The sequence below is a fragment of the Amycolatopsis sp. PS_44_ISF1 genome, from assembly GCF_032335455.1.
In the GTDB taxonomy this organism is placed as follows: domain Bacteria; phylum Actinomycetota; class Actinomycetes; order Mycobacteriales; family Pseudonocardiaceae; genus Amycolatopsis.
The window spans coordinates 1918781-1935984 of the sequence record NZ_JANUXO010000001.1 but is presented as its reverse complement, the minus strand read 5'-3'; the positions used below and the strand labels follow the sequence as shown (position 1 = coordinate 1935984).

The window sequence follows — 17204 nt, the reverse complement described above, 5'->3', positions numbered from 1 at the left end:
GGCCCGTCGGTGTTACCACGGCCCGGTGACACGGGTGAGCCGCTCGCCGGTCGGTCCCCTAAGCTGGGATTCACGGGCATCTGCACGTTCGTTTCGTCTCGGTACGGAGGTGGGCGGTGAAGCAGTTCTACGGTCAGCAAGCCGAGGGGTACGCGCCGCTTCCCCCGCTGTTCGCCGCCCGAGTTCGCGCTGGTTCCCTGGTCACCGGGGTTGCGCTGGCCGTCGGCACCACTTTGGTGCTGGGCCTGACCGTGTTCGTGAACGGTCCTCTGCACGGGCACGCGCTGCCGGATGCCGTCCTCGGCCGGGTCGCGCTGCTGCTGCCGGTGCTGGCCGTGCTGGCCACCGCCGTCGTGGTGCTGGGCGCCCGTCGCTGCCTGCTCGGCGACTACCTCGTCATCACCCGGGCGCGGTTCACCCGCACCCTGCTGCGCGGCTGTTTCACCGCGCTGGTCACGGCCTGCCTGCTGGCGCTGACCACCTCGGCGCTGGTCGACCTGTGGCACGACCACAACCACCTCGGGGTCAGCGACCTGCTGGCCACCGGCGCCAACTTCGCGCTGGGCGTCCTCGGCTACGGCGTCGGCCTCTTCTACGTCCGCCCCTCGGTCGCCACGCTGGAACGCTTCAGCGATCACCCGATTTGGTAACTCCGGGCGAAAAGTCTGCGAAGTCCGGATAACGACCAAAGTAGGTCTACCCGCGAGGCGTGCGCTGCTGACCATCAGCAATTCGACGTCCAGCTACGCGAGATCACCGGCGGCTGAGCCGGGTTACTGCGCGTGGTTGGCGGCGTTCAGCGCGCTCGCGACGTCGCCGACCTCCAGCACCCGGATCCCGTCCGGCAGCTTGCCCGAATCGGGCGGCACCAACGCGTGGGTGAACCCGAGCCGGGACGCTTCGGCCAGGCGGCGGGCGACGTTCGGCACCCGCCGGACCTCACCGGCCAGGCCGACCTCGCCCAGCGACACCAGCCTCGGCGACAACGCCACTTCGTGCAGCGAAGAGGTCAGGGCCAGCACCAAGGCCAGGTCGATGGCCGGCTCGGTGATCTTCATTCCACCGACGGTGGCGACGTACACGTCCTTGTCGCCCAGCTTGAGCTTCCCGCGCTTCTCCAGCACGGCCAGCACCATCGCCACCCGCGCCGAGTCCAACCCGCTGACCGCGCGCCGGGGCTGGGGCATGCCGGTGCTCGAGACCAGCGCCTGCACCTCGCCCAGCAGCGGCCGCTTCCCCTCGACGGCCACGGTGATCGCCGTGCCCGGCACCGGCTCGGCGGTGCGGCTCATGAACAGCCCGGACGGGTCCGGCACCCCGACGATGCCGCCCTCGGTCAGCTCGAAGCAGCCGACCTCGTCGGCCGCGCCGAAGCGGTTCTTGACCCCGCGCACCATCCGCAGGGTCGAGTGCTTGTCGCCCTCGAACTGCAGGACGACGTCGACCAGGTGCTCCAGCACCCGCGGGCCGGCCACCGAGCCGTCCTTCGTGACGTGTCCCACCAGGACCACGGGCAGCCCGCGCTCCTTGGCCAGCGCGACCAGCCCGGCGGTGACCGCGCGCACCTGCGTGACCCCGCCCGGGGCACCCTCCGCCTGCGGTGAGGCCATGGTCTGCACCGAGTCGACGATCAGCACGCCCGGCTTCACCGCGTCGACGTGCCCGAGGATGGCCGCCAGGTCGCTCTCGGCCGCGAGGAACATCTCACCGTGCACGTTGCCCGTGCGCTCGGCGCGCAACCGCACCTGGCCGGCCGACTCCTCGCCGGTGACGTAGAGGGACCGCCCGGCCGTGACCGCCCACTGGTAGGCCACCTCCAGCAGCAGGGTCGACTTGCCGACACCGGGCTCACCGGCCAGCAGGACCACCGCGCCCGGCACCAGACCGCCCCCGAGCACCCGGTCGAGCTCGGGCACCCCGGTGGCCTTGGCCCGGGCCGCTTCGACGTCGACCTCGGCGATCGGCCGCGCGGGCGCGCTCGGCGCACCGGCCGCGACCCGCGCGATCGCCGGATTGGCCCCGCCCCGCTCCTCGAGCGTGCCCCAGGCCTGGCATTCGGCGCAGCGCCCGACCCACTTGGCCGCCTCGTGCCCGCACTCGGCGCACCGGTAGACCGTGTTGCTCTTCTTCACCACGCGCCGAGGCTAGCGGTGGGCCCCGACAGAAATCAGTGACCCGCCGCGGCGTTGCCCTGGGCCTGGTCGTGGGCCGGGGCGGCGACCGGCAGCTCGACGACCACCGGTCCGGCGTTGCGGAAGGTGAAGGTGACCTTGATCGTCTGCCCCGGCCACAGCGGCTGCTTGAGGTTCGGCAGCACCACGGTGCCGACGCCGACCTCGGTCGGCACCAGCAGCGAGGGCGAGGGCGAGGCCGGACCCGAGGTCGCGACGTCGTTGCCCGAGGTCGGAGCACCCGAGCTGCTGGACGGCGAACCGGTCTCGGTGGGCGGGGCGGAGGTCTGGGAGGCCGGGGCCGAAGAGGACGGGCCCTGCTGGTTGGTCGACTCGACCGCGTCGGACGGGCCGATGACCAGCGAGTGACCGGCGACGATCGCGGTGGAGCCGCTGATCGTGGCCGGGCCGCCGGTCGCGTCCGAGGTCACCGAGACGAGCTGGTCGTCCTGCGCGCCCTGGTTGACCAGCGTCAGCGTGAGCGGGGCGGACTGGCCGGCCGAGTAGCCGGCGCCCTGAGCGGGGTAGACGACGGCGGCGTCGCGCAGGACCAGGGTCTTCACCTGCGCGTAGGTGCCGTTGACCGCGGGCTGCTGGGTGTCGGTCTGGGTGATCTGACCGGCTCCGCAGCCGGCGAGCACGAGCGCGGCGCCGAGCGCCGACACACCTGCGCCGAGCACGCGGCGATTCTGCAGCCTCACGTCGGAGTCCTTCCATCTCACGGCCTCGTCACGACGAAGACTAGCCGGGGATGCCCGCGCGCGCGGAACCGGTCCGCCTTGCGCCCGCGCCGCCCGTTCAAGATCAACCGTCCACTTAGGAATCCACTGGGGTCGATCAGCGCATTCCCGTCACCTGCATGAGCACGCGGCCCCCGGGTTTGTCAACCCCCGCCCAGGCCGCTGACCTGCGACGACGATCCCAGGCAGTAGGTGGACCTCGGAGGACCGTGCTAAGATGGACTCAGCGAAAGGGGCAGAGGACACATGGTTTTCAAGGTCGGAGAGACCGTCGTCTACCCGCACCACGGTGCCGCACTCATCGAAGCCATCGAAACCCGCGTGATCAAGGGCGAGGAAAAGAAGTACCTCGTCCTCAAAGTCGCGCAAGGGGATCTCACGGTTCGCGTGCCCGCTGACAACGCCGAGATCGTCGGTGTTCGTGATGTCGTCGGGCAAGAAGGACTGGACAAGGTTTTCGACGTACTGCGTGCGCCGCACACCGAGGAGCCCACGAACTGGTCTCGTCGGTACAAGGCCAACCTCGAGAAGCTCGCCTCCGGCGATGTGAACAAGGTGGCCGAAGTGGTGCGCGACCTCTGGCGGCGAGAGAAGGACCGCGGACTTTCAGCCGGTGAGAAGCGGATGCTGGCGAAGGCGCGGCAAATTCTGGTCAGCGAGCTCGCGCTCGCGGAGGGCACCGACGAGGACAAGGCGGAAGTCCTTCTCGACGAGGTGCTGGAAACCGCGACGGTCTGACCCCTGGGTCGATCGGTTCGCCCGGCGGAGGCACCGGGCAGCCGCCGCTCTACGATCACGATTCGATGAGCCAGCCGGTGCAGAACGTCGTGTTCGTGACTGTCGCAACCCGTACCACGGATCCGGAGTCAGCTCTGGCCGTGGTGAACGGTGAAGTTCTCCTCGCGCACACCGCGCGGGGGTTGCTCGGCCTGCCGGAGATCGATCTGGTGGCCGTGGTGGCCCCCGAGCGGTGTGCCGCTTCGTTTTCCGGGGCTCTCACCGGTTTCCCGGCCGACCGCTGCCGGGTGGTCCCCGGCCCCGCGCTCCGGCAGGCGTTCGCCGCCGTCGAGCCCGAGCTCTCCCCGGACGCGACCGTTCTGGTGCACGACGCGCTCCGGGCGTTCACTCCACAAGGGACGATCCGTGACGTACTGGGCGCGGCCCGCGCGGGTGTGGTCGTCCCGGTGCTGCCGATGGCGGACACGGTGAAGTCGACCGACCGGGCCCGCCGGATCACCGGCACCGTCGACCGCGACGGGCTCCGCACCGCGCAGACCCCCGTCGGCTTCCCGCTCCCGCAGTTCCGGGCCGCGCTCGCGGAGGACGACGTGCTCGACGCGGCCGCCCGCGCCGGGGCCACCACCGTCCCCGGGCATCACGACGCCATGCGCGTCGCGAGCGCCTTCGAACTCACTCTCGCCGAGGCCCTGGTGGCCCTGCACGGTCACGAGGAGCCCCTGTGAACGACCTCCGGGTCGGCAACGGTGTCGACGTCCACCCGATCGAACCCGGCCGCGAGTGCTGGATCGCCGGGCTGCGCTGGCCGGACGTCGACGGTTGCGCCGGCCACTCCGACGGCGACGTCGCGGCCCACGCGCTGTGCGACGCGCTGCTGTCCGCCGCCGGGCTCGGCGACCTCGGCGCGGTCTTCGGCACCGGCGACCCGCGGATGGACGGCGCGCACGGCGCGCAGATGCTCGCGGAGGTCCGCGGGCTGATCGAGGCGGACGGGTGGCGGGTGGCCAACGCGACCGTGCAGGTCATCGGCAACCACCCGCGCGTGGGGAAGCGACGTGACGAGGCGCAGAAGGTGCTCGGTGAGGCCGTCGGCGGACCGGTGAGCGTCGCCGGCACGACCTCCGACGGACTCGGCCTCACCGGCCGCGGCGAAGGCATCGCGGCGGTGGCCACCGCCCTGCTCGTCCGGCCGTGATCACCGGCACCACCGCCCGGACCGGGCTCGCCGCCGGGGCGGGGTGCAACTCCCGGTCTCCTGGCCGGCCGGTGGTTTTGGCTAGGCTGGGACCGTGGCCATCAACGCGGTGTTGTTCGACTTCTCAGGCACGCTCTTCCGGCTCGAGCAGAACGCCTTCTGGCTCGACGGGCTCGCCGACGCCGACGGCACGGCGCTCGACGTCGAGGCGCAGACCGAGCTGATGCGGCGCATGACCGCGCCGGTCGGGCAGGTCGTGGAGCTCGACGAAGAGCACCAGCACGCGTGGCGCGAGCGTGATCGCGACCCGCGGCTGCACCGGAAGGTCTACCTCGAGGTGCTGCGCCGCTCCGGTGTTCCGCGCCCGGAGCAGGCCGAGGCGCTCTACCAGCGGCTGATCACCCCGGGCGAGTGGACGCCGTACCCGGACACGGAGGCGGCGCTGAAGGCCGTCGCGGGCCAGGGCCGCAAGGTCGGGGTGCTGAGCAACATCGCCTTCGACATCCGCCCGGCGTTCTCGCAGCGCGGGTGGGACGCGCGCGTGGACGAGTTCACCCTGTCGTTCGAGGTGGGGGCGGTGAAGCCGGAGCCGGCGATCTTCCGGGACGCGCTGGACAAGCTCGGCGTGCGCGCCGAAGAGACCTTGATGGTGGGCGACAGCGAGGAGGCCGACGGCGGCGCCCGCGCGCTGGGCTGCGCGTTCGCGCTGGTCGAACCGCTGCCCACCACCGAGCGGCCGGACGCCCTGCTCGGCGCGCTGCGGGAGCACGGCCTGCGCTGACCGGCTCGGGCCGGGCGGAACCGTACCGGACCCGCGCGAGACGTGGCCCACACCTGCTCGCGGCAGGGGCCACCGGCGGGGTAGAGGACGGGTACGGACGGCCCGTACCTATCCGCACAGGCCGCCCCGTACCCTCTTGGGGTGGCCCTACACCTGTTCGACACCGCGACCCGTGCCCCCCGGGAGTTCGTTCCCGTCCGCAGCGGAACGGCGTCCATCTACCTGTGTGGGGCCACCGTGCAGGGCGTGCCGCACATCGGGCACGTGCGCGGGGTGCTGAACTACGACGTGCTCCGCCGCTGGCTGCTCCACAGTGGACTCGACGTGCTGCTGGTGCGCAACGTCACCGACATCGACGACAAGATCCTCACCAAGGCGGCCGAGGCCGGCCGGCCGTGGTGGGAGTGGGCGACCAAGCACGAGTTCGAGTTCGAGCGGGCCTACGACGCGCTCGGCTGCCTCCCGCCCTCGGTCAACCCGCGCGCGACCGGGCACATCACCCAGATGGTCGAGCTGATCCAGCGGCTGATCGACGACGGCCACGCCTACCCGGCGGACGGCGACGTCTACTTCTCCGTGAAGTCCTTCGACGGCTACGGGGCGCTGTCCGGTCAGCAGCTCGACGAGGTCCAGCAGGGCGAGACGCCGACGCGCGGCAAGCGTGATTCGCGGGACTTCACCTTGTGGAAGAGCGCGAAGCCGGGCGAACCCTCGTGGCCGACGCCGTGGGGCGCCGGCCGCCCGGGCTGGCACCTGGAGTGCTCGGCGATGGCGACGAACTACCTCGGCGCCGAGTTCGACATCCACGGCGGCGGCGTCGACCTGGTCTTCCCGCACCACGAGAACGAGCGCGCCCAGTCGAATGCGGCGGGAGACGGCTTCGCGCGGTACTGGCTGCACAACGCCTGGGTGACGCTGTCGGGCGAGAAGATGTCGAAGTCGCTGGGCAACACCGTGTCGATCCCGGCCCTGCTGGAGCGCTACCGGGCCCCCGAACTGCGGTACTACCTGGTGCAGCCGCACTACCGGTCCACCATCGAGTACTCCGACGGCGCGGTCGCCGAGGCCGCGCAGGGCTACCGGCGGGTCGAGGGCTTCGTGCGGCGCGCGGTGGCCGCCGGCGAAGTGCCGATCGGCCGGATGGCGCCAGAGTTCGCCGCCGCGCTGGACGACGACCTCGCGACCCCCGCCGCGTTCGCCGTGCTGCACAACACGGTGCGCGACGGTAACGCCGCCCTCGACGATGGCGACACCCCCAAGGCGCTCGAACTCGCCGCCTCGGTGCGCGCGATGACCGACGTGCTCGGCCTGGACCCGCTGTCGGCGCACTGGTCCGAGGGCGGCTCGGACACCCCGGTCCGCGAGGCCCTCGCGGAGCTGGTCGAAAGCCTGCTCGCCGAACGGCAGCAGGCCCGCGCCGCGAAGGACTTCGCGCGCGCGGACGCCGCCCGTGACCGCCTCGTGCAGGCGGGCATCGTGGTGGAGGACACCCCGAACGGTCCGCAGTGGACGGTCAGGAACTCCTGATCGCCGCTGCGGCGGATTAAGGACTCGTTACATGGCAGGCAACTCACGGCGTCAGGGCGCCATCCGCAAGACCGGCACCAAGAAGGGCCAGGTCGTCGGCTCCGGCGGGCAGCGGCGCAAGGCGCTGGAGGGCAAGGGCCCCACGCCGAAGGCCGAGGACCGCCCCGGGCACAAGGCGTACCGCGCCGCGAACGCCGCCAAGACGCGTGAGCAGTCGCGGCAGAAGAAGGCCGACCGGCCGGAGCTGATCGCCGGCCGCAACCCGGTGGTCGAGGCGCTGCGGGCCGGCGTGCCGGCCACCGCGCTGTACGTCGCGCTGAACATCGACCTCGACGACCGGGTGAACGAAGCCGTCCGCCTGGCGGGCGACAAGGGCATCTCGCTGCTGGAGATCCCGCGCGAGGAGCTCGACCGCAAGACCAACCGGGCCATGCACCAGGGCCTCGGCCTGCAGGTGCCGCCGTTCGAGTACGCGCACCCGGACGACCTGATGACCGCCGCGCGCGATTCGGGCAACACCCCGCTGTTCGTCGCGCTCGACGGGGTGACCGACCCGCGCAACCTGGGTGCGGTCATCCGCTCGGCCGCCGCGTTCGGCGCGCACGGCGTGCTGCTGCCGGAGCGGCGCAGCGCGGGCATGACCGCCGTGGCGTGGCGCACCAGCGCGGGCACGGCGGCGAAGCTGCCCATCGCGGTGGCCACGAACCTGACGCGCCAGCTCAAGGCGTGGGCGTCGAAGGGCCTGATGATCGTCGGCCTGGACGCGGACGGCACCGTGGACATCGACGCGCTGGAGCTGGCCGCGGAACCGCTGGTCGTGGTGCTGGGCTCGGAGGGCCGCGGCCTGTCCCGCCTGGTCCGCGAGACCTGCGACGCCACGGTCTCGATCCCGATGGCCGCCGGGGTGGAGTCCCTGAACGCCTCGGTCGCCGCCGGGGTGCTGCTGGCCGAGGTCGCCCGCCGTCGCCGCCTGACCGGGCGGATCTGACGCCGGTCCCGCGCTCCGGCCGATCCGCCTGACCCGGGCGGCCGGAGCGCCGCACGCTCCCCAGGTTCTTCCACAGTTCCTCCACAGCCCGCACCGATTGTGGACGACTCGACGCCGCGGTCCGCGGTTCCGTCGTCCGTCGCCGGTCGGACGGGAACGCCGCACCCTCGGACGAGGTGAAGGGCCACCGCCGGGCATCCTTCGGACCCGCAGCCCGGACCGGCGGGCACCAGCGGTGCATCCGGGCCGTGATCCTGCGGGCTTCGCTCCCCCCGCGCCACCCACTCGGGCTAAGGTCAGCTCCGGAACCGAGGGGGTCCATCACCGATGTCGTTCGTTTCACCGCTGTTCTTGTGGTACTTCCTGCCCACGGTGCTGGTCGCCGTGCTGGTGTGCCCGCGGAGCTGGCGCAACGGCATCGTCGCGGTCGCGAGCCTGCTGTTCTACACGATCGGCGCCGGTCCCTACCTGTTCCTGCTGCTGCTCTGCATGGCCGCCAACTTCCTCGCCGGGCCCGCGCTCGAACCGAGCCCGTGGGACCTGCGGGGGAAGCGGCGCCGCCGGATCCTGATCGGCGTCGTCACGCTGGACGTGCTGGTGCTGGTGGTCTGGAAGTACGCGGGCTTCGCGACGCAGCAGATCGCGGCGGTCTCGCACTGGTTCGGCGGGGACCTCGGGGTCGCCGGCATCGTGGTGCCGATCGGGATCTCCTTCTACACCTTCCACCACATCTCCTACGTGGTGGACATCTACCGCGGCGAGCGGCGGGCGCTGCGCAACCCGGTGGCGTTCGCGGCCTACATCGCGATGTTCCCGCAACTGGTGGCCGGACCGATCGTGCGGTACCGCGAGATCGCCGACCAGTTGCCGCAGCAGCGTTCCCACCGGATCGACGACATCGCGGCCGGTTTCCCGCGGTTCGCGCTGGGGCTGTGCAAGAAGTCCATCGTCGCCGACTCGCTCAGCCCGATGGTCGAAGCGTGCTTCTCGACGCCACCGGACCAGATGACCTTCGCGACGGCCTGGCTCGGCGCCATCGGCTACACCCTGCAGCTGTTCTTCGACTTCTCCGGCTACTCGGACATGGCGATCGGCCTCGGCCGCATGCTCGGCTTCCGGCTGCCGGAGAACTTCGCCCGCCCGTACTCCTCGGTGACGATCACCGAGTTCTGGCGCCGCTGGCACATGTCCCTGTCCCGCTGGTTCCGCGACTACGTCTACATCCCGCTGGGCGGCAACCGCTCCGGCGCCGGGCGCACCTACCGCAACCTGTGCATCGTCTTCGTGCTCACCGGCTTCTGGCACGGCGCGCAGTGGACGTTCCTGATCTGGGGTTGTTACCACGGTGCCCTGCTGGTGATCGAGCGCCGCTTCGACCTGGCCGAGACGCCCGCCGGCCCGGCCGGCCGGATCGCGCGCCGCGCCGTGACGCTGCTGCTCGTGGTGTTCGGCTGGGTGTTCTTCCGCTCCGCCGACCTGGGCCACGCGCTCGCCATGATCGGCCACATGCTCCTCCCGGACTTCGGCGGCCTCGGCGACGTCGTGGCCAGCGCCCTGACCAACCAGCGGCTGGTGATCCTGCTGGCCGCGCTGGCGGTGTTCGTCCTCCCGGCCCACCCGGTCACGGGCCCGCTGCTGGAATCCTCCCGAAGCCGCGGCGCGGCCGTCCTGCGCGTCGGCGTGATGACGGTCGGCCTGGTCTACGCGGCGATCCTGGTCGCCACCGGGACTTTCAGCCCGTTCCTCTACTACCAGTTCTAGCCGCGGGGCTGGAACGGCGCGGCGCGGGTGCGTGCGTCCCGGCGACACCGTCCTGATCAGTCGCCGGAGCAACCCCCAGGTGACTGTCTGCGTTCGGTGACACCGGGACACCGCCCGCGCGGGGGATGCGCCCTCCGGGGTTTCGGCGCTCAGGCGAAAACCGCTCAACGGGAAAATTCTTGCCCAGAGTCACCTCCATCGCGAAACTTTGTCCCCCGAATTTCTTATTTCGCGGCTCCGGCCAAGCGCGTAAAGTAACTCCCCGCGCTCGAACCGATACGCATTGCACTCGTCCGTTCGAGTGATTTTCAAGGAGGTGGACTGTGGTCGCGGAAGCCGGCCGCCCTCGTCGAAATTCGTTGCAGGAGATCTTCTGGACCCGGACCACATTGTTACTGACCGTGCTCGTCGTGGTCGCGGTGCTGAGCCTGTGGATCTCCAGCATGATGGACGCCGGCACGGGCAAGACCCTGGTCACCTCACTCGGCACCGGCACGCTCATCTCCGCGCTGGTCGGCTTCGGGCAGACCCTGATCACCGCCAGCGCGTCGCAGCGCGCGATGGTCACGCCGTTGATCGAAGAGAGCCGGCGGGCGCTCGAAGACCTCAGCGCCGAATACCGCTCGCTCAACAAGGAGTTCTTCCCCACGCACGTGTTCGAGGCGACGACCGACCCCGACCCGGCGTTCAACCGGGTGCTGATGTCGGACCTCGACAACACGCGCCAGTACTTCTTCCGCGGCTTCTCCGGGCGGCACGCGGCGGCCCGGCTGCTGCTGACCCGCACCGATCGCGAGCTGCACGCCGTGATCGCCGACCCGCGGGACGCCGGGTCCATCAGCGGCCGCGCGCGCTACCTGCTGCGCCGCGAGTCCGCGGAAGTCGACTACGAGGCCATCCAGAGCGGCCTGCACGAGGAGATCCACATCGGACTCGTCGGGCTGTTCCTGGCCCGCAGCCGGTGCGCGCAGGTGGACATCACCGTGGTCGCGGACCCGCCGCTGGACCGGCTGGAGATGTTCGACGCCAGCGTGTGGGTCACGTTGTACAGCGACGTGCACGGCGCGACCAAGCTGTACCCGAGGTCGTTGCGGTTCACCGAAGGCTCCTTCATCTACAACATGGAACGCGCCGAGTTCCTGCGGCTCTCGCAGTCGCGGACCGGCCGCCACTTCCGCATCACCTCCGCGACGACGCGGGCCGATTTCCTCGCCCTGTTCCACAAGATCACCGGATCCGACTTGACCGAGGAGAACTTCCGCGACCTGGAGGGAAGGTTCCACGCCTTCCGGGCCGAGTTCTCCGCACGAGCCGAGCTAGGGAGCTGAGCCGACTTGCTCACTCGCTTGTCCCCCCTCAACCAGCTGGCCGCCCGGCTGCGCGCGGCGGGCTTCCCGCTGGAGCAGGACTGGCGGACCGTGGACGTCTGGTTCCGGGAATGGGCCTCGCAAACCGCGTTGCGCGAAGAGCTGCGCTCGCTGCTACGCACGCCGAGCCCGGAAAACACCGCGGTGCTGCTTCGCGGCTCTCGCGAGACGACCACCCATTTCGCCTGGTGCCTGCGGGACGATCCGCACGAACCGTTCTCGTTCTGGCTGCACGAGTACAAACCGCAGGAGGACTGGCGCGAGGGTTACGCCGATTCCGTGCACAACCACAGGTACCACTTCTGCACCACCATTCTCCGGGGTAACTACCTGCACGAGCGCTACTCCACCACCTGCGACCGGGACAGCGGCCTGATCACCTCCGCGCAGCTCCGGCGCCGGACGCTGTGCCAGGCGGGCGCCTGCTCGGTCATGCTCGCCGACGAATTCCACCGCATTCCCGAGGCGGGCGACGGGACCATGACCTTCCTCGTGAAATCACGCCCGGTGACCATTTCCAGCCTTTCGTACGACCCGGGCACGGGAATCGGCCATCGTCACGTTCCGGTGGAGGTCCGATTGGGGGAACTGGCCGACCGACTCTAGCTACACCCCGCCGTCACGGGCGCCTACCATTGCTCCACCCGCTTGAATGCCGAAGCCGGGATCGGAGAGGTGTATGCGCGCGCAAAAGAGCACTGTCCCGCCGACGATCGCCACCGCCACGATCGCCCCCGTGACCATCAGCGCGGTGGAGAACCGCGTCCAGCAGCTGTGCTGGCGGTACGCCGAACGGCTGCCGTTCCACGGCTGGCACCACGTCAGCTTCGTCCGCGCCAAGGCGGTCGACTTCGCCACGGCCAACGGCGCCGACCCGGCCGTGGTCGAGGTGGCCGCCCTGGTGCACGACGTGAACTACCTGGTCCTGCGCAACTCGCCCGCCGCGGCCGGCAGCGAGCTGCGCCGGGGCCTGCTCGCCGACTGCGGCGTGCCCGACGAGGTCGCGGACCGGATCGACGACCTCATCGACGAGGCCGAGATGGCCAACCGCGGCCCGCACATCTCCCTGGAGGCGCAGGCGCTGAGCGACGCCGACACGCTCTTCAAGTCACTGCCCGTGACCCCCGTGGTGCTCGCGCACCGCTACCTGGAGGAGAACGACGTCAGCCTGCGGGACCTGGCGCACAAGATCGTCGGCGAGCAGTGCGACGTCCACGACAGCGGCTACTACTTCTACAACCCGCAGGCCGCCGCCACCTACTCCCGCTGGGCCACCGCGAACCTCCAGCTGTGGCGCTGCATCAAGGAGGCCGTGGACGATCCGACGGTCGTCCAGCTGCTGGACGCCGTGCACGCGGTGGACCGCACCCTCGCGGCGTCCTGAGCCGGTTCAGCCCTGGCCGTAGTCCTTGAGCTTCTCGACCACCCGCTCGATCTCCGCGGGCGGCAGCAACGCCGGGCTGCCCGCGGACCGGGCCAGCAGCCACAGCCGGCAGACCCACTCGAGCTGCTGCACCCGGTGGTAGGCCGCGGCGAGACCGTCGCCGTAGGCCACGGTGCCGTGGTTGGCGAGCAGGCAGCCACGACGCCCGTCGAGGGCCTTGAGCATCGCCGACGCCAGTTCCTCCGTGCCGTACGTCGCGTACTCGGCGACGCGCACGCTCGGACCGATCGACGCGAGGATGTAGTGGATCGGCGGCACCTCGTCGAGCAGGGTCGAGACCGCGGTGGCGTGCACCGAGTGCGTGTGCACCACGGCCGTCACCGCGGTCCCGTCCGGGTCCACCGCCCGGTGGTAGACGGTCAGGTGCATGGGCAGCTCGCTGGTCGGCTTCAGCTCCCCGTCGACGAGCTCGCCGTCGAGGCCGACCACGGGGATGTCGGCGGGTTCGAGCCCGGCGTAGTCCACGCCGGTGGGGGTGACGGCGACCAGGGTCCCGTTCCGCGCCGACACGTTGCCCGACGTGCCGACCACCAGCCCGTCGGCCACCATCCGGCGGGCGTGGGCACAGACCGCCGCCCGCTCCCGCGCCAGGATCACGCCCGGCCGCCCACGCCCGGCTGGTCCACTGTGGACATCATGGGATCCGTCAACGGGCGGCCGGCTCGGAGGACCGGGGCCGGGGCGACGGCGCGTCGCCAGTCTTCGGCGCAGGATCCGGCGCGTCGCCGGACTTCGGCGCAGGATCCGGCGCGTCTTCGGACGGGGCGAGGAGGCGGATGGCTTCCTGGACGGCGGCGTCGGTGGCGGCCAGGCGGTCGGCGACCTTCGTGCGCAGCGCCAGGGCTTGGGTGCGCTGCTCGGTCGCCTCGGCCTGCTTCTGCTGGGCGTCCGCGAGCGCGGCGTCGGCCTGGGACTTCTTGGCCGCGATCTCTTCGGCGGCCCGGCGGTCGGCTTCGGCGCGTTGGGTGGCGGCGGTGGTTTCCGCGGCCTCGTCGGCCGAAGCGCGGGCCGTGGCGGCGGCTTCGTCGGCTGCGGCGCGGGCTGCGGTGGCGGTCTCGTCCGCCTCCGTGCGGGCTCGGTCGGCAGCCGCGGTCCGCGATTCGATTTCCGCGTCCGCAGCGGCCCTGCGGGATTCGATGTCCGCCTCGGCCTCGGCCCGCAGTCGCTCGCGTTCGGCTTCGGCGTCCTTCGCCGCCTTCTCCGCGGCACGCTGGGTCTCGTGGGCGTACTTGTCGGCTTCGGAGCGGGTGGAGGCCGCATCGGCCTCGGCGGCGGTGCGGAGGTCGTCGATCTCCTCCTCGGCCAGCTGCATCATCATGCGGACGCGCTCGGCCATCGCACCGGCGCCGGAAGGACTCGAACTCAGGCGGACCAGCGCGGCCTTGGTCTCGGTGAGCTCGCTCTGCGCATAACCCAGCGCCTTGGACAACTCGCCGGACGTCGCGATCGCCTCGTCGCGGCTGCGGGCGGCCTCTTTCAGCTCACGGCCGAGCTCGGTGAGCCGCTCGTCCACCTGTCGCTTGTCGTAGCCCCTGACCGCGGCGGCGAAGGGGGCGCTCTTCGGGGTGGGCTCGGACTTCTCGGGCGCGGCCATCGGGCCACCTTAGTGAGCCGGGGTCCTTCGGCGCGTACCGCCAAACGGCTGCACTACGAAGCGCCCAACCCCCCGTCACGCATGGCATCCTCGGCGGCATCGCGGCGCACCGGCCCGTGAAGCGCCCGACGCGATTACGGGTCGCGGCCGACCCGAAACGATTTCGGGAAACGAACCCGGCCGCCGTCCGGAAATGACCGGATCCGCGGGAAGGGGAATTGCGGCGGCGCCCGGCGTTGCGGCTACCGCACCGAACCCCTGCCGGTGCGATACGGTTCGTCCGGCGGAGGTGGGAGGAGGCCGGGTGGACGCGGTCCTGGACGACCTCGCGCGGCACTGGCCGGTGTACGCCACGATGCCCTTCATCGCCGCGCTGATCGGCTACGTGACCAAGCGCGTCGCGATCGAGATGATGTTCCGGCCGCTGGAGTTCGTCGGGATCAAACCGTTCCTGGGCTGGCAGGGCGTGGTCCCGAAGCACGGCGGGCGGATGGCCGCGGTCGCCACCGACCTGCTCACCGCGAACCTGCTCGACATCAACGAGGTGGTCGGCCAGATCGACCCGGTGATCATCACCCGCGAGCTGGAGCAGCCGCTGCTGCGCGCCGTCGACGGCATCGCGCGCGACGTGCTGGAGGAGCACCACCCCCGGCTGTGGGAGGTGCTGCCGACGCTGGCGCAGGAGATGCTGATCAAGCAGGTGCAGTCCTCGGCCCCGCGGCTGGTGCAGGAGTTCCTCGACGAGGTGCGCGGCAACCTGGAGGAGGTCCTCGACGTCCGGCACATGACGGTCGAGCGGCTGACCCGCGACAAGGCCCTGCTGGTCCGGCTGATCCGGGAGACCTCACGGCCGGAGATGACCTTCATCGCCCGCGCCGGGATCTTCTTCGGCTTCGGGCTCGGGCTGGTCCAGGCCATCGTCTGGGCGCTCACCCGCGAACCCCTCGTGCTGCCGGTGTTCGGCGGCTGCATCGGGCTGTTCACCGACTGGCTGGCGATCAAGCTGATCTTCGTGCCGCGGGAGCCGGTGCGCGTGGGCCGGGTGATCCTGCAGGGCAAGTTCCAGCGCCGCCGCGCCGAGGTCGCCCGGCAGTACGGCGAGCTGATCGCCAACGAGGTGCTCACCGTGCCGAACCTGCTCGAAGCGCTGCTGCGCGGCCCGAAGTCCGACCGGCTGGTGGCGATGGTCGAGCGGGCGGTCGGGCACGCCGTGGACGAGCAGGCCAGCGTCGCGAAGCCGGTGCTGGCGCTGGCCGTGGGCGGGCGGCGGCTGCAGGAGATGAAGCACGCGGCGGCGACGCGGGCGCTGAGCGACCTGCCGCTGACCGTCCGGTACGCCGAGGGCTACCTGACCGAGGCGATGGACGTGGCGAAGATGGTGGAGCAGCGGATGCTCGCGCTGACCCCGCTGGAGTTCGAGGGCCTGTTGCGCCCGGCGTTCCGGCAGGACGAGTGGAAGCTGATCGCGGTCGGCGGGGTGATCGGCTTCCTGGTCGGCGAGCTGCAGGTGCTGCTCATGCTCGGCTGAGTTTTCGGCGGTTGCCCGCACCGGGTTCACCCGAAGTGGCTACCGTGGACGCGTGCCGTCCGAACCCCAGCCGCTGCCCGCCGTGCACGAGGCCTACCTGCCCCGTGAACACGCGCTCCACCGGCCGCGCCACGGGCGGCGGCAGCTGACCGCGCTGGTCGCCGCGCTGCTGTTCTTCACCACGCCGACGCTGCTGTGGGTGTTCGGGGTCCGGCCGGGCGAGATCGAGAACCACAAGCTCGCGGGCTTCCCGAGCCTGTCCGGCGGCTTCGACTTCTTCACCGACTTGCCGGCCTGGGCCACCGACCAGCTCTCGTTCCGGGCCGGGGCGATCGAGGCCGCCGACGGCATCAGCCGCTCGCTCTTCGGCGAGGACGCCCCGCTCGACCAGGGCCCGGCCGCCAGCGCGGGCCCGATCCCGGCACCGCCGCTGCAGCAGCCCGGCGCGCCCAACGCGGGCCCGGAGCCGAGCCTGCCCGGCAGCAACCAGGCCGGTTACCGCAAGGTGGTGCAGGGCCTCGACGGCTGGCTGTACTACGGCTACGACGCCGAAGGCAAGTGCACGCCGACGCAGGACCTCGACACCACGCTGAAGAAGATCAACGAGCTGCGCGAAGCGGTGGAGGCGTCCGGCCGCAAGTTCGAGTTCGTGGTCGCGCCGGACAAGTCGACGATGGTGCCGCAGTTCCTGCCCGGCAGCTACCCGGGCAAGGAGTGCTCGCAGGCCGCCGCGCCGAACGACTGGTACAAGATGACCACCACCGGTCACTCGCTGGACCTGCGCCCGGCGCTGGCGGCGTCCGCGGCTCGCGTCGGCCACCCGATCTACGCGCCCAACGACACGCACTGGCGCGACGAAGGCGGGCTCGTCCTCACCCGTGCGCTGGCCGAGGCCGTGCAGCCGGGCAGCACCGGCACCTGGACGTCCGCCCCGGCCGGCCAGTACGACGCGCTGGCCGACCTGCCGCTGTTGCTGGGCAAGTCGGGCGTGAAGACGAACACGCAGTACAGCCTGCGCCCGGACGGCGTCACCGACCGCACGACCGGGTTCATCGGCACCATCGACCAGCCGGTGCCGCGCCGGTCCGCCCCGCTCGTGGGCACGGTGAACCAGCCGACCCTGATCTACGGCGATTCCTTCAGCATGGCGTCCTCGCGCTACCTCGACGCGGCGTTCACCAACCTGACCTACCTGGCCTACTCCACCGACAAGACCCCGCAGGCCGGTGCGGTGGAGCAGTTCGTCAACTCGCGGGTGGTCGTCCTGGAGGCGGTGGAGCGCAACGTCGCGGGCGGCCTGGTCCCGTTCACCGACGACGGGTTCATCGCGGCGGTGAAGGCGGCGCTGGCGGCGCACCCGGTGCGCTGAA

The 17204-nt window shown here is 71.2% G+C and carries 17 protein-coding genes; 13 read left to right on the top strand and 4 right to left on the bottom strand.

Features of this window, described 5'->3' with window-relative positions:
• Nucleotides 1-116 precede the first annotated feature (116 nt).
• Nucleotides 117-650 carry a hypothetical protein gene (locus NYF13_RS08800; protein ID WP_315655521.1) on the top strand — a complete coding sequence of 178 codons (534 nt, stop codon included), beginning with the start codon at nt 117-119 and terminating at the stop codon, nt 648-650.
• A gap of 123 nt (nt 651-773) precedes the next feature.
• Here NYF13_RS08800 and radA read toward each other — a convergent pair whose 3' ends face one another.
• Entirely contained in the window at nt 774-2135 is a 1362-nt protein-coding gene (gene radA, locus NYF13_RS08795; RefSeq protein WP_315655519.1) for a DNA repair protein RadA, read from the bottom strand.
• Between the two features lie 32 nt (nt 2136-2167).
• Entirely contained in the window at nt 2168-2872 is a 705-nt protein-coding gene (locus tag NYF13_RS08790; protein WP_315655517.1) for a hypothetical protein, read from the bottom strand.
• A 285-nt stretch (nt 2873-3157) separates the two neighbouring features.
• Here NYF13_RS08790 and NYF13_RS08785 point away from each other — a divergent pair, with 285 nt between their 5' ends.
• The 10 genes from NYF13_RS08785 (at nt 3158) to NYF13_RS08740 (ending at nt 12652) form a co-directional block, all read left to right on the top strand.
• Nucleotides 3158-3649, top strand: a complete 492-nt coding sequence (locus NYF13_RS08785; RefSeq protein ID WP_004559016.1) for a CarD family transcriptional regulator — start codon at nt 3158-3160, stop codon at nt 3647-3649.
• A 95-nt stretch (nt 3650-3744) separates the two neighbouring features.
• The gene (locus NYF13_RS08780; protein ID WP_315655514.1) at nt 3745-4374 is read left to right on the top strand and encodes a 2-C-methyl-D-erythritol 4-phosphate cytidylyltransferase; all 630 of its coding nucleotides are present in this window, start codon (nt 3745-3747) and stop codon (nt 4372-4374) included.
• Nucleotides 4371-4844: a 2-C-methyl-D-erythritol 2,4-cyclodiphosphate synthase gene (gene ispF, locus NYF13_RS08775; protein WP_315655513.1), complete on the top strand. Its 474-nt coding sequence runs from the start codon at nt 4371-4373 to the stop codon at nt 4842-4844. The genes NYF13_RS08780 and ispF overlap by 4 nt, the downstream gene beginning before the upstream one ends.
• Before the next feature lie 94 nt (nt 4845-4938).
• Nucleotides 4939-5625, top strand: a complete 687-nt coding sequence (locus NYF13_RS08770; RefSeq protein WP_315655511.1) for an HAD family hydrolase — start codon at nt 4939-4941, stop codon at nt 5623-5625.
• Nucleotides 5626-5766: 141 nt separating this feature from the next.
• Nucleotides 5767-7152 (top strand): cysteine--tRNA ligase, encoded by a 1386-nt coding sequence (gene cysS, locus NYF13_RS08765; RefSeq protein WP_315655510.1) that lies wholly within the window; start codon nt 5767-5769, stop codon nt 7150-7152.
• Nucleotides 7153-7183: 31 nt separating this feature from the next.
• The gene (rlmB, locus tag NYF13_RS08760) at nt 7184-8140 is read left to right on the top strand and encodes a 23S rRNA (guanosine(2251)-2'-O)-methyltransferase RlmB (protein ID WP_315655508.1); all 957 of its coding nucleotides are present in this window, start codon (nt 7184-7186) and stop codon (nt 8138-8140) included.
• A 327-nt stretch (nt 8141-8467) separates the two neighbouring features.
• A complete protein-coding gene (locus NYF13_RS08755) occupies nt 8468-9901 on the top strand; it encodes an MBOAT family protein (protein WP_315655507.1) in 1434 nt (477 codons plus the stop codon).
• Nucleotides 9902-10290: 389 nt separating this feature from the next.
• A complete protein-coding gene (locus tag NYF13_RS08750; RefSeq protein ID WP_315657268.1) occupies nt 10291-11229 on the top strand; it encodes a hypothetical protein in 939 nt (312 codons plus the stop codon).
• 6 nt (nt 11230-11235) lie between these two features.
• On the top strand, nt 11236-11874 hold the full coding sequence (locus tag NYF13_RS08745) for a hypothetical protein (protein WP_315655506.1): 639 nt from the start codon (nt 11236-11238) through the stop codon (nt 11872-11874).
• Nucleotides 11875-11947: 73 nt separating this feature from the next.
• Nucleotides 11948-12652 carry an HD family phosphohydrolase gene (locus NYF13_RS08740; protein WP_315655505.1) on the top strand — a complete coding sequence of 235 codons (705 nt, stop codon included), beginning with the start codon at nt 11948-11950 and terminating at the stop codon, nt 12650-12652.
• A 6-nt stretch (nt 12653-12658) separates the two neighbouring features.
• On the opposite strand, the gene NYF13_RS08735 is transcribed toward NYF13_RS08740, so the two are convergent.
• On the bottom strand, nt 12659-13309 hold the full coding sequence (locus tag NYF13_RS08735; protein ID WP_315655504.1) for a class II aldolase/adducin family protein: 651 nt from the start codon (nt 13307-13309) through the stop codon (nt 12659-12661).
• Between the two features lie 49 nt (nt 13310-13358).
• The gene (locus NYF13_RS08730) at nt 13359-14306 is read right to left on the bottom strand and encodes a hypothetical protein (protein ID WP_315655503.1); all 948 of its coding nucleotides are present in this window, start codon (nt 14304-14306) and stop codon (nt 13359-13361) included.
• Between the two features lie 304 nt (nt 14307-14610).
• Between NYF13_RS08730 and NYF13_RS08725 the strand changes: the two genes are divergently transcribed.
• Together NYF13_RS08725 and NYF13_RS08720 are read left to right on the top strand one after the other, a co-directional pair.
• Nucleotides 14611-15834 (top strand): DUF445 domain-containing protein, encoded by a 1224-nt coding sequence (locus tag NYF13_RS08725; protein WP_315655502.1) that lies wholly within the window; start codon nt 14611-14613, stop codon nt 15832-15834.
• A gap of 52 nt (nt 15835-15886) precedes the next feature.
• Entirely contained in the window at nt 15887-17203 is a 1317-nt protein-coding gene (locus NYF13_RS08720; protein ID WP_315655501.1) for an alginate O-acetyltransferase AlgX-related protein, read from the top strand.
• The last annotated feature ends 1 nt before the right edge of the window (nt 17204 follow it).

Coding starts and splice junctions, on each gene's coding strand:
- NYF13_RS08785 (WP_004559016.1), top strand. CDS start 3,158: ATGGTTTTCAAGGTCGGAGAGACCGTCGTCTACCCGCACCACGGTGCC.
- rlmB (WP_315655508.1), top strand. CDS start 7,184: ATGGCAGGCAACTCACGGCGTCAGGGCGCCATCCGCAAGACCGGCACC.
- NYF13_RS08755 (WP_315655507.1), top strand. CDS start 8,468: ATGTCGTTCGTTTCACCGCTGTTCTTGTGGTACTTCCTGCCCACGGTG.
- NYF13_RS08740 (WP_315655505.1), top strand. CDS start 11,948: ATGCGCGCGCAAAAGAGCACTGTCCCGCCGACGATCGCCACCGCCACG.
- NYF13_RS08730 (WP_315655503.1), bottom strand. CDS start 14,306: ATGGCCGCGCCCGAGAAGTCCGAGCCCACCCCGAAGAGCGCCCCCTTC.